This window comes from Candidatus Polarisedimenticolaceae bacterium (assembly GCA_036376135.1).
Lineage (GTDB): Bacteria > Acidobacteriota > Polarisedimenticolia > Polarisedimenticolales > DASRJG01 > DASVAW01.
In genome coordinates, this window is record DASVAW010000094.1 from 1 (window position 1) to 17,135 (window position 17,135).

The 17,135-nt window shown below is 67.4% G+C and carries 18 protein-coding genes; 17 read left to right on the top strand and 1 reads right to left on the bottom strand.

The window, feature by feature from the left end; translation table 11 throughout:
* The 5 genes from yajC to VF139_09370 form a co-directional block, all read left to right on the top strand.
* Positions 1 to 257 (top strand): preprotein translocase subunit YajC (gene yajC, locus VF139_09350; protein ID HEX6851600.1); only part of this gene is annotated, 257 nt, incomplete at its 5' end.
* Positions 258 to 272: 15 nt separating this feature from the next.
* The gene (gene secD / locus VF139_09355) at positions 273 to 1,871 is read left to right on the top strand and encodes a protein translocase subunit SecD (protein HEX6851601.1); all 1,599 of its coding nucleotides are present in this window, start codon (positions 273 to 275) and stop codon (positions 1,869 to 1,871) included.
* 22 nt (positions 1,872 to 1,893) lie between these two features.
* A complete protein-coding gene (secF, locus tag VF139_09360; protein ID HEX6851602.1) occupies positions 1,894 to 2,877 on the top strand; it encodes a protein translocase subunit SecF in 984 nt (327 codons plus the stop codon).
* 53 nt (positions 2,878 to 2,930) lie between these two features.
* Positions 2,931 to 5,081, top strand: a complete 2,151-nt coding sequence (locus VF139_09365; GenBank protein HEX6851603.1) for a bifunctional (p)ppGpp synthetase/guanosine-3',5'-bis(diphosphate) 3'-pyrophosphohydrolase — start codon at positions 2,931 to 2,933, stop codon at positions 5,079 to 5,081.
* A gap of 20 nt (positions 5,082 to 5,101) precedes the next feature.
* On the top strand, positions 5,102 to 5,482 hold the full coding sequence (locus tag VF139_09370) for a RidA family protein (GenBank protein ID HEX6851604.1): 381 nt from the start codon (positions 5,102 to 5,104) through the stop codon (positions 5,480 to 5,482).
* Between the two features lie 15 nt (positions 5,483 to 5,497).
* On the opposite strand, the gene rpmB is transcribed toward VF139_09370, so the two are convergent.
* Positions 5,498 to 5,695: a 50S ribosomal protein L28 gene (rpmB, locus tag VF139_09375; GenBank protein ID HEX6851605.1), complete on the bottom strand. Its 198-nt coding sequence runs from the start codon at positions 5,693 to 5,695 to the stop codon at positions 5,498 to 5,500.
* A 413-nt stretch (positions 5,696 to 6,108) separates the two neighbouring features.
* Here rpmB and pilM point away from each other — a divergent pair, with 413 nt between their 5' ends.
* The 12 genes from pilM to VF139_09435 all read left to right on the top strand — a co-directional run bounded on the left by pilM (position 6,109) and on the right by VF139_09435 (position 17,119).
* A complete protein-coding gene (pilM, locus tag VF139_09380) occupies positions 6,109 to 7,176 on the top strand; it encodes a type IV pilus assembly protein PilM (GenBank protein HEX6851606.1) in 1,068 nt (355 codons plus the stop codon).
* Between the two features lie 4 nt (positions 7,177 to 7,180).
* Complete coding sequence (locus tag VF139_09385) at positions 7,181 to 7,813, top strand: PilN domain-containing protein (GenBank protein HEX6851607.1); 633 nt, start codon at positions 7,181 to 7,183, stop codon at positions 7,811 to 7,813.
* Between the two features lie 39 nt (positions 7,814 to 7,852).
* The gene (gene pilO, locus VF139_09390) at positions 7,853 to 8,428 is read left to right on the top strand and encodes a type 4a pilus biogenesis protein PilO (GenBank protein ID HEX6851608.1); all 576 of its coding nucleotides are present in this window, start codon (positions 7,853 to 7,855) and stop codon (positions 8,426 to 8,428) included.
* Entirely contained in the window at positions 8,425 to 9,003 is a 579-nt protein-coding gene (locus tag VF139_09395; GenBank protein HEX6851609.1) for a hypothetical protein, read from the top strand. The genes pilO and VF139_09395 overlap by 4 nt, the downstream gene beginning before the upstream one ends.
* Positions 8,996 to 10,870 (top strand): type IV pilus secretin PilQ, encoded by a 1,875-nt coding sequence (gene pilQ, locus VF139_09400; GenBank protein ID HEX6851610.1) that lies wholly within the window; start codon positions 8,996 to 8,998, stop codon positions 10,868 to 10,870. The genes VF139_09395 and pilQ overlap by 8 nt, the downstream gene beginning before the upstream one ends.
* Before the next feature lie 13 nt (positions 10,871 to 10,883).
* Positions 10,884 to 11,411 carry a hypothetical protein gene (locus tag VF139_09405; GenBank protein HEX6851611.1) on the top strand — a complete coding sequence of 176 codons (528 nt, stop codon included), beginning with the start codon at positions 10,884 to 10,886 and terminating at the stop codon, positions 11,409 to 11,411.
* Positions 11,412 to 11,491: 80 nt separating this feature from the next.
* Positions 11,492 to 11,818, top strand: a complete 327-nt coding sequence (locus tag VF139_09410; GenBank protein ID HEX6851612.1) for a hypothetical protein — start codon at positions 11,492 to 11,494, stop codon at positions 11,816 to 11,818.
* Positions 11,815 to 12,174, top strand: a complete 360-nt coding sequence (locus VF139_09415; protein HEX6851613.1) for a roadblock/LC7 domain-containing protein — start codon at positions 11,815 to 11,817, stop codon at positions 12,172 to 12,174. Before VF139_09410 ends, VF139_09415 begins: the two co-directional genes overlap by 4 nt.
* 88 nt (positions 12,175 to 12,262) lie before the next feature.
* Entirely contained in the window at positions 12,263 to 12,727 is a 465-nt protein-coding gene (gene accB, locus VF139_09420; protein HEX6851614.1) for an acetyl-CoA carboxylase biotin carboxyl carrier protein, read from the top strand.
* 10 nt (positions 12,728 to 12,737) lie between these two features.
* Positions 12,738 to 14,108 carry an acetyl-CoA carboxylase biotin carboxylase subunit gene (accC, locus tag VF139_09425; GenBank protein HEX6851615.1) on the top strand — a complete coding sequence of 457 codons (1,371 nt, stop codon included), beginning with the start codon at positions 12,738 to 12,740 and terminating at the stop codon, positions 14,106 to 14,108.
* A gap of 145 nt (positions 14,109 to 14,253) precedes the next feature.
* The gene (gene pilB / locus VF139_09430; GenBank protein HEX6851616.1) at positions 14,254 to 15,969 is read left to right on the top strand and encodes a type IV-A pilus assembly ATPase PilB; all 1,716 of its coding nucleotides are present in this window, start codon (positions 14,254 to 14,256) and stop codon (positions 15,967 to 15,969) included.
* A gap of 10 nt (positions 15,970 to 15,979) precedes the next feature.
* A complete protein-coding gene (locus VF139_09435) occupies positions 15,980 to 17,119 on the top strand; it encodes a type IV pilus twitching motility protein PilT (protein ID HEX6851617.1) in 1,140 nt (379 codons plus the stop codon).
* Positions 17,120 to 17,135: the final 16 nt, after the last annotated feature.

Consider the following 17,135-nt stretch of genomic DNA (forward strand, 5'->3'; position numbering starts at 1 on the left):
TGGTGCTGGTCGTCCAGATCCTCCTGATCGTGGGCGTCTTTTATTTCCTCGTGATCCTCCCGGCGCGCAAGCGCCAGAAGCGCCATCAGGAGATGCTCGACAATCTGAAGAACGGCGACCGTGTCGTCACCACCGGCGGCATCTTCGGAACGGTGGTCGGCGTCGAGGAGCAGAAGGTGCAGCTCCGGATCGCCGACCAGGTCAAGATCGAGGTCGCGAAATCCGCCATCTCCGGAATGCAGGAGCGGCCGGAGTAGGCCGGAGGTCCGTCGATGAAGCCTCTTCACTGGAAACTCTCGCTGATCGGAGGGCTTCTCGCCCTCTCCGTCTTCCTCTTCTACCCGCCCGAGGAGAAGATCAGCCTCGGCCTCGACCTGCGCGGCGGCTCGCACATCGTCATGCAGGTGGACACCGAGTCCGCCGTCACGAACGAGGTGAGCCTCAATGTCAGCCGCATCGGCCAGGCGCTCAAGGAGAAGGGAATCGCCTTCGGTTCGGTCGCCTCACCGGAACCGGGAGTGATCGAGGTCGTCGGCGTCGATGCCGCCCGGATGGCCGACGCGGACCAGATCATGAAGGACTGGGTGGGCCAGTGGAGCCTCGGCGCGACCGCCGGCGGCCTGCGCGCCGAGATGCCGCCGACGCTTCGCACGGCGACGGAGCGCCTCGCGGTCGACGCGACTCTCGAGACGCTTCGGAACCGCGTGGACGCGCTCGGCGTGAAGGAGCCCATCGTCCAGAAGCAGGGAGCGGCGGGCGACCGCATCCTCATTCAGCTCCCGGGCGTCGAGGACCCGCAACGCGCCAAGGAGATCCTGCAGGACCCGGCCCGGCTCGAGTGGAAGGCCGTCATCTACCCGCCGGGAGTCGTCGACTACGGCCAGTGGATCCCACCGGCCTCCGAAGAAGCCGTACGCCAGATGTTCGGGGGCTCGCTGCCCGCGGGCGTCGAGCTGATCGGCCAGCGTTTCGCGTCCGCCGAAGGCGGCGGCACGGCCCAGATCTACTGGCCGCTCAGCTCCGTGTCCGTCGTCGTCGGGAACGATCTCCGCTCGGCCAATCGCGGCGCCGACCAACTCGGGCGCTCGACGGTCGACTTCCAGCTCACGCCCGAAGCCGGCCGCCGTTTCGGCTCGGCGACCCGCGAATACGTCGGCAAGAAGATGGCGATCGTCCTCGGCAACAGCCTCCGACGCGAGGTGATCTCGGCGCCGGTGATCCGCGACGAGATCCGGGACCGCGGCCAGATCTCCGGCTCCTTCGACGTCAAGTCCGCCGAGGACCTGGCGCTCAAGCTGCGCTCCGGCGCGATCCCGGCGAACGTCTCCATCATCGAGGAGCGCACCGTCGGGCCGTCGCTCGGCCGCGACTCGATCCGGGCCGGCGTGCTGGCGTCGATCGTGGGCTTCGTGGGCGTGGCGGCGTTCATGTTCATCTACTACCGGCTGTCCGGGGTGAACGCGGTCGTGGCGCTCCTGATGAACGTCGTGCTCCTGCTCGGGGCCCTCGGCTACTTCGGCGCGACGCTCACGCTTCCCGGGATCGCCGGCCTGATCCTGACCGTCGGAATGGCCGTCGACAGCAACATCCTCATCTTCGAGCGCATCCGCGAGGAGCTGCGGGCGGGCAAGGTGGTGCGGTCCGCGATCGAGCAGGGATTCCAGCGCGCCTTCGGGACGATCATCGACACGCACGCCACGACCCTCATCTCCGCCTTCTTCCTCTTCACGTACGGCACCGGCCCCGTCCGCGGGTTCGCGGTGACGCTCGTGATCGGCCTGATCCTGTCGATGTTCACCGCGGTCTTCGTGTCGCGCGTGATCTACGACCTCGTCCTCGGCGACCGAAAGGTCGAATCGCTGAGCATCTAGCGACGGCGGACCGGAGGTTACCGTGTTCGAGTTCTTCCATGAACCCAAGTTCGACTTCGTCGGCAAGACCAAGATCTGGGCCGGCGTCTCCATCGCCATGGTGGTCCTCGCCGTGGCGGTGCTGTCCACGAAGGGTCTCCACAAGGGGATCGAGTTCACGGGCGGCACCGAGGTCCAGGTCCAGTACGCCTCGAAGCCCGACATCGGCGCGGTCCGCGCGATCCTCGAGCGCTCGGGGTTCACCGGCGCGGTCGTGACCTCCATCGGCAAGGCCGAGGAGAACGAGGTCTACATCCGTGTTCCCCTCGCCGAGGGGAGCGCGGAGCGGGACATCTCCAAGGAGATCGTGACCGCGCTGCAGCGGGACGGCGCCCAGCTCGCGCTCCGCGGTCAGTCGTATATCGGACCGGTCATCGGCGAGGAGATCGTCACAAAGGCGATGTGGGCGATCTTCGGGTCGCTCGCCGGAATGCTCGTGTACATCTGGATCCGGTTCGAGTTCCAGTGGGGCGCCGCCGCGGTCATCGCCCTCGTGCACGACACGATCGTGACGCTGGGAATGTTCTCGTTGTTCGACTTCGAGATGAGCCTGCCCGTCGTCGCCGCGTTCCTGACCCTGATCGGCTACTCGGTGAACGATACCGTCGTGGTGTTCGACCGCGTTCGCGAGAACATCAAGCTTCGAGGGGGCGAGTTGCCGACCCTCCGGGTCCTCATCAACGACTCGCTGAACCAGACCCTGAGCCGGACGATGCTGACCTCCTCGTTGACGTGGATCTGCTGCCTGTCGCTCTTCTTCCTCGGCGGCCCGGCGCTCCGCGACTTCTCCATCGTGCTCGTGATGGGGATCGTGATCGGGACATACTCGTCGATCTACGTCGCGTCGCCCGTGCTCGTGGCGTGGCGCGAGTGGATCTCGCGCCGCGCGACGGAGGGCGGCAAGACGGGGGCGGCCGCGCCCGCGAAGCCGGCCGCCCGGAAGGTGCGGACGTCCGGGAAGGCCTGACGCGTTCGTCCGGCGCCTGCCTATAATCCCCCTCGGGAAGGCAGGGACGCCGCGTGCGCCGGTTCGAGGACATCGTCGAGCGGGTCGAGTCGTACAGCCCGCAGGCGGACCTTTCGCTTCTGCGGAAGGCGTACGTCTTCTCCGCGCGCGAGCATCGCAACCAGGTCCGACGGTCGGGCGAGCCCTACCTCATCCACCCCCTCGAGGTGGCGTACATCCTGGCGGAGCTCCACCTCGACGTCTCGAGCGTCGTCGCCGGGCTCCTCCACGACGTGGTCGAGGACACCCTCACCACCCCCGAGATGGTCGCGTCGTATTTCGGGGCCGACGTCGCCCACCTCGTCGACGGCGTGACCAAGATCTCCAAGCTCCAGTTCCAGACGCGGGAACAGGCCCAGGCCGAGAATCTCCGCAAGATGATCCTCGCGATGGTGGACGACATCCGGGTGATCCTCGTCAAGCTCGCCGACCGGCTGCACAACATGAGGACGCTCGAGCACCTCGACGCGGACAAGCGGGAGCGCATCGCCCGGGAGACCGCCGAGATCTACGCGCCGCTGGCGAACCGCCTCGGGATCGGCCGCGTCAAGACCGAGCTCGAGGACCTCGCCTTCCGCTACCTGGAGCCCGAGGCCCACGAGTCGCTCCAGCGCGCCCTCGAGGCGCGGCGCAACGCCAGCGAGGCCTTCATCGGAGAGATCCGCGGGAAGCTCTCGGAGGCCCTCGAGGAGCAGGGGATCCGCGCCCAGATCTACGGCCGGGTCAAGAACATCGCCTCGATCCACAAGAAGATCCGGCGCCAGCGCATCGAGGTGGACCAGGTCTACGACTACGTCGCCTTCCGCATCCTCACCGACAGCGTCCGCGATTGTTACGGGGCGCTGGGCATCGTGCATTCGGTCTGGTCCCCCGTGCCGGGACGGATCAAGGACTTCATCGCGATGCCCAAGCCGAACATGTACCAGTCGCTGCACACCTCGGTCATGACCGAAGTCGGCCAGCCCTTCGAGGTCCAGATCCGGACGCACGAGATGCACCGGGTCGCCGAGGACGGCATCGCCGCGCACTGGCAGTACAAGGAGGGCGGCTCGGTCGCCGCACGCGACGGCGAGAACGTGACGTGGCTCCGTCAGATCCTCGAGTGGCAGAAGGAGACCAAGGACTCCCGCGAGTTCCTCGAGCTCGTCAAGGTGGACCTCTACCCCGAGGAGGTCTACACCTTCACGCCGAAGGGGAAGGTGCTCTCCTTCCCGCGCGGGGCGACTCCCGTGGACTTCGCCTACGGCATCCACACCGAGGTCGGCCACCGGCTCTCGGGCGCGAAAGTCAACGGTCGCATCGTGCCCCTGCGCACGGAGCTGCAGAACGGCGACATCGTCGAGATCCTCACGCAGCCCGCCGCGAAACCGAGCCGGGACTGGCTCGCGTTCGCGCGGACCTCCCGGGCGCGCGGGAAGATCCGCGCATGGCTCAACGCCAACGAGCGCGCCCGGGCGATCGACCTGGGCCGGGAGCTCGTCGAGAAGGAGTTCCGGAAGTACCGGCGGCCCGCGAAGGACCTCGATTCGGCGAGCGGGGAGGCGTTGCGGCGCATCGGCTTCTCGAGCCTGGACGACTACCTCGCCGCCGTCGGCTACGGGAAGGTCACCCCGCACCAGCTCCTCGCCTCGCTCGTTCCGCCGTCGGAGCTTCAGGCTCCCAAACCCGACGGCCCCGTGGCGCGGGTGGTGAAGCGGGCGCTGGGCATCGGGGACCGCGGGGTGAAGGTGCGGGGGCTCGACGACGCCCTCGTGACGCTGTCGAAGTGCTGCAACCCGGTGCGCGGCGAGGAGGTCGTCGGGTACATCAGCCGGGGCAGGGGCGTGACGGTGCATTCGGTCCACTGCCCGAACCTCCAGTCGCTCATGTACGACCCGGAGCGACGGATCGACGTCGAGTGGGACGGAGCGGAGGGCGACCGCGCGCTCTACGACGTCAAGCTCTCGCTCGACGTGCAGGACCGGCAGGGACTCCTCGCGAAGATCGTCTCGGCGATCGCCGACGAGAAGGCCAACATCCGCAACGTGGACGCGAAGACGTTCGAAGCGAAGGACGCCCGCATCGACCTGACCCTCGCGGTGGCCGACCGGCAGCAGATGGAGAGGGTCATGGCCCGCATCCGGAAGATCGAAGGCGTCCGGGACGTGGAGCGCGTGCTCCGCTGAGCGCGCCGCAGGGAGGTATCGTGAGACGACCCGTCAACACCCATCGGGCGCCCGCCGCCGTGGGGCCGTACACCCAGGCGATCGTCGCGGACAATCTCGTGTTCGTGTCCGGACAGATCCCGCTCGACCCCGCCTCCGGCCAGCTGGTGGACGGGGGTGTGGAGGAGCAGACCCGGCAGGTCCTGCGCAACATCGCGGCGATCCTGGCGGAGGCGGGATCGAGCATGGACCGCGTGGTCCGCGCGACCGTCTACCTCACCGACCTCGGCGAGTTCGAGGCGATGAACCGCGTCTACGGCGAGATGTTCACGGGGATGCGCCCCGCGCGGGTCACCGTCGAGGTGTCCAAGCTGCCGAAGGGTGCACGCGTCGAGATCGACGCGATCGCGATCCTGAAGTAGGGGAGAGGGGTCGCCTCAGCGGACGGTCTTGCGGATCGCGCCCGTGCGGATGCACCGGGTGCAGACGCGCATCCGGCGCGTGCCCCCGCGCTCGAGGTGAACGCGGACGCGCTGCAGGTTCGGCATGAACGTGCGCGAGCTCACGTTGTGCGCGTGGGACACGGTGTTCCCGAAGATCGTCTTCTTCCCGCAGAGCGTGCATACCCTGGCCATGGCTCGACTCCTGATTCCGCTCAAAAGCCGCGAAATCCTATTGGAGGGGTCCACGGTTGTCAAGACGGCCCGGGGGTCGCTCGAGGTCCGCGATTTGCGCGGCTCGCATGCCTAGGGCGATGACCGAATGCGTACAGTCGTCCGGACGCCATGTCCATGGTTGCTTTCGTCGAACCGCCTCCTATATTTGTGCCGCGTGCGATTGTGGAAGCTCCGTAAAAAGCCGACGGCGCCGCCAACCGATGGTCGCGGCGGAGGCGGAATTCTCCCGGCTCGAAGGTGCATGTCGAGGAGTGGAGCAGGGGTTGTTTTCGGCTTGACTCCCCGAGTTTCGGTGCCTTAGGTTTAGGCGACAGTTGGGGTTAGGGCTTTTCACCCCTGACTCGAACGCATGTGGAAGGGGCGAGGCAACCATGTTCTTCGGACGCAGCCGTAACCTGGTCGGACTGGACATCGGCGACAGTTCCATCAAGGTCGTCGAGCTGAAAGACCTAGGAAAAGGCCGGGGTTACGCCTTGGCCAAAGCCGGCTGGGAGCCGTTGTCCCCGGATGCCATCGTGGATGGCGCCATCATGGACTCCCAGATGGTGATCGAGGCCATCCAGCGGCTCTTCCAGAGGCTCCGGATCAAGAACAACCAGGTGGCAACCGCATTGTCGGGCCACTCGGTGATCGTCAAGCGGATCAGCCTGCCGACGATGAGCGAGGCGGAGCTCGCCGAGTCGATCCACTGGGAGGCCGAGCAGTACATCCCGTTCGACATCGAGGACGTCAATCTGGACTACCAGATCCTCGAGGGTTCCTCGCTCTCGGGCGAGGGGAACATGGACGTCCTGCTCGCCGCCTCGAAGAAGGACAAGATCAACGACTACACGAGCGTCGTGACGCAGGCCGGCCTCCAGCCGACCACGGTCGACATCGCCGCATTCGCGTTGCAGAACGCATTCGAGGCCAATTACGAGTTCGAGCCCCACCAGATCATCGCACTCGTGGACGTGGGCGCGGCGGTCAGCTCGATCTCGGTGCTCCACGGCGGGACCTCGGTCTACTGGCGCGACATCAACATCGGGGGCAACCAGTACACCGACGCCGTCCAGAAGGAGCTCAACCTCTCCGCCGAGCAGGCCGAGCGCCTGAAGAGGGGCGAGGAGATCGACGGCATCCCGTACGAGCGCGTCCTGCCGATCCTCTCCGGGGCCAACGAGGACGTCGGCTCCGAGATCCAGAAGACGCTCGACTTCTTCAAGCAGATCTCGGCGACGGACGAGCCCCTGGACCGTCTCTACCTCACCGGCGGCTCCGCCCAGGTCGTGCACCTGAAGGAGTCCCTGGGGGAGCGGCTCAAGACCCAGGTGGAGCTCCTCAACCCGTTCCGGAAGATCCAGCCCGCCGGCCGGGACGTGAGTCCGGAGATCGTTCACGAGATGGCGCCGACGGCCTCGGTGGCGGTCGGTCTCGCGCTCCGAAAGATCGGGGATTGAACCGATGATCAAGATCAACCTGCTCGCCGAACGGAAGGCCGCGAAGGCGAAGGCGCCCGGCGCCGGCCTGAAGCTCGAGGGATTCTCCGGCGGCTCGAACATCCTCCTGCTCGGCGTGTTGCTCGTCGGCGTGCTCGTCGCGGGCGGCTGGTACCTGATGACGAGCAACGAGCTGAAGGCCCAGCAGGAGCGCAAGCGCGAGGCCGAGGCCGAGGTGGCGCGACTGGTCGAGATCCGCAAGAAGGCGGACGAGTTCAAGCGCCAGAAGGAGCTGCTCGAGCGCAAGATCAACCTGATCACCGAGCTCAAGAAGAAGCAGAGCGTTCCGGTCCACATCCTCGACCAGGTGTCGCGGAACCTCCCCGACTTCCTCTGGCTCGACTCCATGACCGCCGCCTCCAACCAGGTCCAGATCGCCGGCAAGGCGACGACCTACAACGCGGTGTCGAACTTCTACGACAACCTCATCGCGTCGGGGCAGTTCCAGAACGTCGTCCTCGGGCGCACGTCGGAGATCACCGAGGGCGTCACGTTCAGCCTCACGTGCACCTACCAGGCTCCGGCCGAAGCCGCCGCGACGTCGGCACCGGCTCCCGAGGCGCCCGCGTCGACCCCGGCGCCGGCGACCAAGGGCTGACCCCGGGACGACGGGCGAAAGGACGAGGGAGTCGAAGCGATGCTGGAGAAACTTCCGTTCTGGGGCCAGGTGGCGCTCGCGCTGGCGTTGGCCGCGCTGATCGTCGCCGCGGTGTACTTCATGGGCATCCAGGGCATGCGCGAGGAGATCGCGGTCCTGCACGCCGACATCGAGCAGCTCGACGCGAAGATCCGCGAGGGTCGGGCGATCGAGCAGAAGCTCCCCGAGTTCGAGCGCGAGGTCGCGAACCTCCAGCGCAAGCTCGGCGACATCCAGCAGATCCTTCCGACCGGCACCGAGACCGGGGATCTGCTGCGCTGGATCAAGAACATGAGCGACCAGTCGAACCTGGAGCTGAAGGTCTTCGCTCCGGGGAATCTGGTGCCGCGCGACTTCTACAAGGACTTCCCGATCGACATGGACGTCGTGGGGCGCTACCACGACCTGGGCATCTTCCTCGATCGCGTCAGCAAGTACTCGCGCATCATCAACGTCGACAACCTGCGCATGGCCGCGACCCCGCCGGGGAGCGAGAAGACCATTCGCGCGACGTTCACCGCGACGACCTTCGTGTACGACGAACAGGCCGCCGTGGCTTCGGAGGGGCAGCGATGAGGGCCCGCAACGCGATGTTCTGGGCGGCCGCCGTCGTGCTCACGCTCGCCGCCGCGGCGACGACGCCGGCGTTCCCCCAGGGCGCCACGCCCGGCGCGTCGGCGCCGGAGCAGCAGGGGCAGGCGCCGTCGAGCGAGACGCAGAAGGAGGGGCAGCAGACCGTCGAGACGATCCTCCGGCAGCAGGAGGAGCTCCTGAGCGGTCAGCGCTTCTCCTACGATCCCGGAGGGCGGCGCGACCCGTTCCGCTCGCTGACCGACGAGATCAGCGCCCGGAAGAAGGGGCCTCGCCCGAGGGGCGTCGCCGGGATGCTCGTGAGCGAGATCGACCTCACCGGCATCGTGCGCGACGCTCAGGGTGGGAACGTGGCGGTCTTCATCGGTTCCGACAACAAGGGTTACTTCCTGCGCGCGGGCGACGAGGTCTACGACGGGACGGTGCTCGCCATCGATCCCGCGTCGGGAAGCGTGACGTTCCGGCAGCAGGTCGACGATCCGAGGCTCATCAAGCCGTACCGCGACGTGGTCAAGCGGCTGACGCCCGTGGACGTGGAAGAGGAGAAGGCCAATGAGTAAGTACGGCAAGTGGTTCCCGGCCGCGCTGGCCGCGTGCGCGCTGGCCGGCCTCGCGATCGCCGAGACCGGCGAGGCTGCCGCGCCCGCGACAGGGCCGCAGGCCGAAGCCGCGGCCGAGGGGAAGGCGGCCCGCGCCTCCGTCCTGAGCGAAATCGTCGTCGGCACGGAGGGTGAAGGCCGGCCGCGGGTGACGCTCGCCGGCGACGGCGCCTTCGCGTTCGACACGCAGACGCTCGAGAACCCGAAGCGCCTGGTGGTGGACCTGAAGGGGGTGACGAGCAGGCTCTCCGCCCCGCAGGTCGCCGTCGCCGAGGGCGGCGTGGTCCGCGTCCGCGCGGGCCAGTTCCGGCGTCAGCCGGACGCCGTCTCGCGGGTGGTCTTCGACCTCGAGGGGGACGTGGCGTGGACGATCCGCGAGGAGGCGTTCGGCCTCGTCGTGGAGTTCGCCCCCGCGGCGGCCGCCGTCGAGTCCGCCAAGGCGGCTCCGGCCGCCGAGCCGCCGGCCGCCGAGCCGGTCGCCGCCTCCCGCGCGCTCGCCCCGGAGGCCGTCGACGCGCTTCTCCGGCAACCGGCCCTCGCGGCGGAGCCCGAGTCCTCGGCGCTGCGCGTCCCCCAGGGGAGCTTCGACACCAAGACGATCTCGTCGGATGCCCCGGTCTACTCCGGCAAGCGCATCTCGATGAACCTCGTGGACACCGACATCAAGCAGATCTTCCGGCTGTTCCACGAGATCTCGGGCCTGAATTTCGTCCTCGACCCCGGCGTCGACGGCAAGGTCACGATCGTGCTCGACAACGTGCCGTGGGACCAGGCCCTCGACATCATCCTGAAGAACAACGGGCTCGACAAGGTCCTCGAGAACAACGTCATCCGCATCGCGACGACGCAGAAGCTCGCGTCGGAGGCTCAGGCGCGCAAGGCGCTCCGCGAGAACCGCGAGCTCGAGGTCGAACCGGTCACGATCACGCGGACCCTCTCCTACGCGAAGGCGAAGGACGTGGAGAACGTGATCAAGAACGGCGGCATCCTCTCGGCGCGCGGCAAGGTGATCGTCGACGAGCGCACCAACGCGTTGATCGTCAGCGACATTCCCAAGCGCATCGAGCCCCTCGACGTCCTGATCGACACGCTCGACGCCGAGACGCCGCAGGTCATGATCGAGGCGCGGATCGTCGAGACGTCCAAGGACTTCTCCCAGGACGTGGGCGTGAAGTGGGGCTTCAACGCGATCGCGGACGCCTCGCGCGGCACGGCGACCCGCCTCAATTTCCCGCGCAACGCATCCGTCAAGTACGCCCTGAATCTGCCCGGCGAGGGCGGCGCGAACGCGATCAACTTCAAGTTCGGCAACATCCTCGACTCGTTCACCCTCGACCTCGCCCTCAATGCGCTGGAGACCGAGGGCCGGGGCCGGATCCTCAGTTCCCCGAAGATCGCGACGCAGAACAACGAGAAGGCCGAGATCGAGCAGGGCGTTCGCATCCCCGTCGTGAACACGACCGCGACCGAGATCAACGTGGAGTTCGTCTCCGCGTCGCTGCGCCTGTCCGTGACGCCGCAGATCACCGCGGAAGGCACCGTGATCATGGACGTGACGGTCGAGAACAACCAGCCGGACTTCCTGAACCGCGTCGGCGACGTGCCCCCGATCACCACGCAGCGCGCCCAGACCAAGATCCTCGTCGGGGACGGCGGGACGGCGGTCATCGGCGGCATCTTCGTGGTCAACGAAGGCGTCAGCGACGTGGGCGTGCCCTGGTTCCGCAAGCTCCCCGGCGTCGGGTGGCTGTTCCGGAACAAGGTCGTGACCAACACCAACCGTGAGCTGCTCATCTTCCTCACGCCCAAGATTCTCAAGGTCGGCTAGGGAGGCCTGATCCATGCGCCATCAACTCCGCATCCTCTCGGTACTTCTCGCGGCCGCCGCGTTGCTCCAGCTTCCGGCGTGCAACAGCACCCAGCTCGACGACGGCGACAGCGCCGACGTCGTGCTCGAGACCGGCACGATCACGATCCCCCCGATCCAGGGGCAGATCGATCAGCTGACCGGCGTGTGCACCTTCACCGTCACCGACGCGACGGCCCAGCTGTTCAACAAGCCGAAGAACGAATTCGCGGTGACGTCGCCGTTCAACGACATCCGGAACCTGTACCTGCAGGTCGCCTACACGTGGGATGACGCCCTCGTCGCCCCGACGCCCGATCGCGTGATCCTCCTCCCGGGCACCGTGCCCGCGAACGGGTCGTTCACCACGCAGTTCAGCGCGATCCTGCTGGGCGATCTCACGCCCGACAAGGAAGGGCACACCGCGAACCTGTACATGCGCTTCCACGGGGAGACCGTGGACGGCACCCCGGTGAGCGCCCTCGGCCTGGGCCGGACGCTCTCGATCGGTTCCTGCCAGTAGCGTTGCGTCCGATTCCCCGGGGCCCCTCCGCGAGCGAAGCTCGCGGAGGGGCCCGTCGTTTCAGAGCGAGGTGAGGCGCGTTGTCCGGCTTCGAGACGCTCACCCACGCCCGGATCCGCGCCGCTCAGGGCGACCTGACGGGGGCGCGCCGCATCGCGCGGGCGATCCTCGATCGCGACCCCGAGGACTCCGCCGCCCGCGAGCTGCTCACGACGCTGGGATCGCACGGCGACGCGCCGTCGCGAGAAGCGGACGAGCCCGTTCCCGACGCGCCGACGACCGCGGCCGCCGACGACCTTCGTGAGAGTTTCCGCGCCCGACTCGGCCTCGCGCCCGCGCTCGGCCCCCGGGAGCGGCTGACGGCATGGCTCGAGCGCGTGCGCGCCAACCGGAGCGGGAACGCATGAACTTCGATCGCCCTCTGGAGAAGCTGCGCAAGGACTCCCCCGAGGTCCGTGACGCCGCGCTGATCGGCCTCGACGGCGTCGTGATCGCGCGCGCCGGGAGCGGCGACGGCGACGCGGTCGAGGCGGCCGCCGCGGCGCTGGCCGACGTCCTGCGCAAGGCGGCGGCGGCCCATCGCGTCGCCGAATTGGGGGAGCCCGAGGAGATGGTCCTGGCCACTCCGGACGGGACCGTCGTCGTCCGGCCCGTCGGCACGGAATACGCGGTCCTCGCGCTGGTCGAGTCCGGCGGATTGTCCGGGCGCGCCCGACACGCCGTGCGGCTCGCGGCGGCGGCCTTCGAGCCCGAGCTCGCCTGATCCCCTTCCGCAACCGCCTTCGGAGCGTCGTTGCCCGCGCCGGGGAGCGGGTGGTACGCTTCGCCGCCGTTTTCCGCAGGAGGCGTCGGTGGAAGCCAGAGAGCTCCGCGATCTGATCGAGCTCATCTCGCGCAGCAACTTCTCGACCTTCGAGCTCGAGCGCGAGGGCTTCAAGCTCCGCCTCGTGAAGGGCGGGGGGGCGGTCCCCGGGGCGCCCGCTCCGGAGGTCGTCGCGCCGGCGTCCTCCTCGGCGTCGCCCCTGCCCGCCGTGCCCCCGGCCGTGGCCGCCGCGCCGATCCTGGTGGAGTCGGGGCTCGTCGACGTCGCCTCGCCGATCGTCGGCACCTACTACCGTCAACCCAGCCCCGGCTCCGACCCGTTCGTCGAGGTCGGCTCCCGCGTCAAGAAGGGGCAGGTGCTCTGCATCATCGAGGCGATGAAGCTGATGAACGAGATCGAGGCGGAGATCGACGGCGAGGTCGTCGAGATCTGCGTTCAGAACGCCCAGCCGGTCGAGTTCGGGGAAGTGTTGTTCCGGATCCGACCGGCCTAGGGGCGCCGTCGTGTTCCGCAAGATCCTCATCGCGAATCGCGGCGAGATCGCCCTGCGCATCATCCTCGCCTGCAAGGAGCTGGGCATCCGCACGGTGGCGATCCACTCGACCGCCGACGCCGATTCCCTGCACGTCAAGTTCGCCGACGAGGACGTCTGCATCGGCCCCCCGCCCAATCGCGATTCCTACCTCAACGTGTCGGCGGTCCTGAGCGCCGCCGAGATCACGGGGGCGGAGGCCGTGCACCCCGGATACGGGTTCCTTGCGGAATCGGCGCATTTCGCCGAGGTCTGCCGGGAGTGCGGGCTCACCTTCATCGGACCGCCGCCCGACGTGATCCGGCGCATGGGGGACAAGGCCGAGGCGATCCGTACCGTGACCGCGGCGGGGGTTCCCACGATCCCCGGAAGCGGCGGCATCGTCGAGGACGAGGGGGCGGCCTCCGAGGTCGCCGATCGGATCGGGTATCCCGTGCTCATTAAGGCCTCCGCGGGAGGCGGGGGGCGCGGGATGCGGATCGTGCAGGAGCCGTCGGAGCTCGGGCGGATGTTCGATGCGGCCCGGACGGAGGCGGGGGCGGCGTTCGGCGTTCCGGACGTCTACATGGAGAAATACCTCGTCCAGCCTCGTCACATCGAGTTCCAGGTGCTCGGGGACACCCACGGGAACCTCCTTCACCTGTTCGAGCGCGAGTGTTCGGTGCAACGGCGGCACCAGAAGCTCGTCGAGGAGTCCCCGTCGACCGCCCTCGACGACGGGTTGCGCGCCCGCATGGCCGACGCCGCGCTGCGGGCCGCCGGGGCGGTGGGGTACGTCAACGCCGGCACGGTGGAGTTCCTGCTCGACGTCGACGGGTCGTTCTACTTCATCGAGATGAACACGCGCATCCAGGTGGAGCACCCGGTCACCGAGATGGTCACGGGGATCGACCTGATCAAAGAGCAGATCCGGATCGCGGCCGGCGACCCGATCTCGTTCACCCAGGAGGAGGTTCGTCTCCAGGGGCACGCCATCGAGTGCCGGATCAACGCGGAGGACCCGGACACGTTCGCCCCGAGTCCGGGGAAGATCCGCACGTTCCACGTCCCCGGGGGCCCGGGCATCCGGGTCGACACCGCCGCGTACGCGGAGGCGGTCATTCCTCCGTACTACGACTCCATGATCGCGAAGGTGATCGCGCACGGGAATACCCGCGGGGAGGCCATCCTCCGCATGCGACGGGCCCTCGAGAGCTTCGTCGTGGAGGGGATCAAGACCAACGTCCGCCTCCAGCAGCGGATCCTCACGGACGAGGACTTCGTCCGGGGACGGCTCTCCACGAGGTTCATGGACCGTTTCCTGCCGCCGCCCAAGAAATCCCCCGAGCCCGAGCGTGCCTGATCCTCCTGCGGATTTTTGTCACCCCGCAGGATTCCTTGACAGAAATTTTCACGGAACCTAGATTCCCGCTGTCCCGCGATAAAAGGCCGAAAACGCGGGAAATCTGGGCCAACTCGCCCCTTTCTTGCGGAGGTCCGGGCGCGCCATGGCGGTCAAGCTGGGTGAGATGCTGCTGAAGGCCGGGTTGATCTCCCAGGCCCAGTTGCAGGAGGCCCTTGAAGCCCAGAAAAAGAACGGGGGGAAGCTCGGCTTCAACCTCGTGAAGATGGGCTTCGTCAAGGAAGACGACATCACCCAGCTGCTGAGCGATCAGTACGGGGTGCCGTCGATCAACCTGCGGCATTTCGAGATCGACGAAGGGGTCGTCAAGCTGATCCCCTCGGAGGTGTCTCAGAAGTACCTCGTCGTGCCGGTGAACCGGACGGGGGCCACGCTCACGATCGCGATGGCCGACCCGACCAACGTGTTCGCGATGGACGACATCAAGTTCATGACCGGGTACAACGTCGAGCCCGTCGTCGCGAGCGAGGTCGCGATCCGGGAGGCGATCGACAAGTACTACGGCTCGACGCACGCCCTCGAGCTGAAGAAGGTCATGGACGAGATGGCCGAGGCCGACACCGAGGCCCTCGAGCTGATGGAGGAGGACGAGGAGCTCGACGTCCACAAGCTCGAGCAGGTGTCCGAGGAGGCGCCCGTCGTCCGCCTCGTGAACATCATCCTCACCGACGCCATCAAGCGCTCCGCCTCGGACATCCACATCGAGCCCTACGAGAAGGACTTCCGGGTCCGCTTCCGCATCGACGGCGTGCTCTACGAGATCATGCACCCGCCGATGAAGCTCCGGGACGCGATCACGAGCCGCCTGAAGATCATGGCGAAGCTCGACATCTCGGAGAAACGCCTCCCGCAGGACGGCCGCATCAAGGTCAAGATGAAGCTGCAGGGCAAGGCCAAGGAGATGGACTATCGCGTCTCCGTCCTGCCGACGCTCTTCGGCGAAAAGATCGTCATGCGGCTTCTGGACAAGGACAACCTCGTCCTCGACATGACCAAGCTCGGGTTCGAGACCGAGTCGATGGCGAAGTTCGAGCGCGCGATCCTCAAGCCGTACGGCATGGTGCTCGTGACCGGGCCGACGGGGTCGGGGAAGACGAACACCCTCTATTCGTCCATCGCGCGGGTCAACACCCCCGAAACGAACATCATCACCGCCGAAGACCCGGTCGAGTTCAATCTGCACGGCATCAACCAGTGCCAGATGAAAGAGCAGATCGGGCTGAACTTCGCGACCGCGCTGCGCGCCTTCCTGCGGCAGGACCCGAACATCATCCTCGTCGGCGAGATCCGAGACTTCGAGACCGCCGAGATCGCGGTGAAGGCGGCGCTCACCGGCCACCTCGTCCTCTCGACGCTCCACACCAACGACGCGCCCTCCACGATCAACCGCCTCATGAACATGGGCATCGAGCCGTTCCTCGTCGCGACCTCCGTGAACCTGATCTGCGCCCAGCGTCTGGTCCGCAAGATCTGCAAGGAATGCAAGGAAGAGATCCACATGCCCGCCCAGGCGCTCGTGGACGTGGGTTTCTCGATCGAGGAGGCGCCGCGCGTCAAGTTGTTCAAGGGGCGCGGCTGCGCGAACTGCAACAACACCGGCTACCGCGGCCGCGTCGGGCTGTTCGAGGTCATGGAGATGACCGACGAGCTGCGCGAGCTGGTGCTGTCCGGCGCCTCGGCGATGGAGCTCCGCCGCAAGGCGATCGACGAAGGCATGATCACGTTGCGGGCCTCCGGCCTGCAGAAGCTCCGCGAAGGCTCGACCAGCGTCGAGGAAGTCGTCCGCGAAACCGTACTGTAAGGAGACGCGCATGGGCGTCACGATGCACCAGCTGCTGAAGACCCTCGTCGATCAGGGAGGGACCGACCTCCACATCACGACGAACTCCCCGCCGCAGATCCGGATCGACGGGAAGATGGTCCCCCTGCAGCTCCCTCCGCTGACCGCCGCCGAGACGAAGAACCTCGTCTACAGCGTGCTCACCGACAACCAGAAGCACCGCCTCGAGGAGACCCTCGAGCTCGACTTCTCGTTCGGCGTGAAGGGGCTCGCGCGATTCCGCGCGAACGTCTTCTTCCAGCGCGGCGCGACCGCGGGAGCGTTCCGCACGATCCCCTGGGAGATGCGCAGCTTCAAGGAGCTCGGCCTTCCCGACGTCGTCGCCACCCTCTGCGAGAAGCCGCGCGGCCTCGTGCTCGTCACCGGGCCCACGGGCTCGGGGAAGTCGACGACGCTCGCCGCGATGCTCGACAAGATCAACGCGGAGCGGCACGAGCACATCGTGACGATCGAGGATCCGATCGAGTACCTGCACTCGCACAAGAAGTGCCTGATCAACCAGCGCGAGCTGCACGCCGACACCCACAGCTTCCCCAACGCCCTGCGTTCGGTGCTGCGCCAGGACCCGGACGTCGTGCTCATCGGCGAGATGCGCGACCTCGAGACGATCGAGTCGGCCCTCCGGATCGCCGAGACGGGCCACCTCACGTTCGCGACGCTGCACACGAACTCCGCGTCGCAGACGATCAACCGCATCATCGACGTCTTCCCCGCGCACCAGCAGTCTCAGGTGCGCGCGCAGCTGTCCCTCGTTCTCGAGGGGATCCTCTGCCAGTCGCTGCTGCCGCGGGCCAACGGTCACGGGCGCTGCCTGGCCATGGAGATCCTGGTCCCGAACTCCGCGATCCGGAACCTGATCCGCGAGGACAAGGTCCACCAGATCTACTCCGCGATGCAGACCGGCCAGGCCCAGTACGGGATGCAGACCTTCAACCAGTCGCTCGCGACCCTCTACTTCAAGAAGCAGCTCACCCTGCAGACCGCGTTGTCGATGTCGTCCAATCCCGACGAGTTGCAGGACATGATCAACCGCGGGGCCGGCGTGGTGGGGCAGTCCGCGGGGAGCCCGGCGACGGCCGCCGCCGCGCGCCGGCCGGACGTGCGGCGCTGAACGCGCGGGAAAGCTG

Coding starts and splice junctions, on each gene's coding strand:
- VF139_09395 (HEX6851609.1), top strand. CDS start 8,425: ATGAGGGCCCGCAACGCGATGTTCTGGGCGGCCGCCGTCGTGCTCACG.
- VF139_09435 (HEX6851617.1), top strand. CDS start 15,980: ATGGGCGTCACGATGCACCAGCTGCTGAAGACCCTCGTCGATCAGGGA.
- VF139_09385 (HEX6851607.1), top strand. CDS start 7,181: ATGATCAAGATCAACCTGCTCGCCGAACGGAAGGCCGCGAAGGCGAAG.
- VF139_09405 (HEX6851611.1), top strand. CDS start 10,884: ATGCGCCATCAACTCCGCATCCTCTCGGTACTTCTCGCGGCCGCCGCG.
- rpmB (HEX6851605.1), bottom strand. CDS start 5,695: ATGGCCAGGGTATGCACGCTCTGCGGGAAGAAGACGATCTTCGGGAAC.
- pilM (HEX6851606.1), top strand. CDS start 6,109: ATGTTCTTCGGACGCAGCCGTAACCTGGTCGGACTGGACATCGGCGAC.
- VF139_09415 (HEX6851613.1), top strand. CDS start 11,815: ATGAACTTCGATCGCCCTCTGGAGAAGCTGCGCAAGGACTCCCCCGAG.
- pilO (HEX6851608.1), top strand. CDS start 7,853: ATGCTGGAGAAACTTCCGTTCTGGGGCCAGGTGGCGCTCGCGCTGGCG.
- secD (HEX6851601.1), top strand. CDS start 273: ATGAAGCCTCTTCACTGGAAACTCTCGCTGATCGGAGGGCTTCTCGCC.
- pilB (HEX6851616.1), top strand. CDS start 14,254: ATGGCGGTCAAGCTGGGTGAGATGCTGCTGAAGGCCGGGTTGATCTCC.
- pilQ (HEX6851610.1), top strand. CDS start 8,996: ATGAGTAAGTACGGCAAGTGGTTCCCGGCCGCGCTGGCCGCGTGCGCG.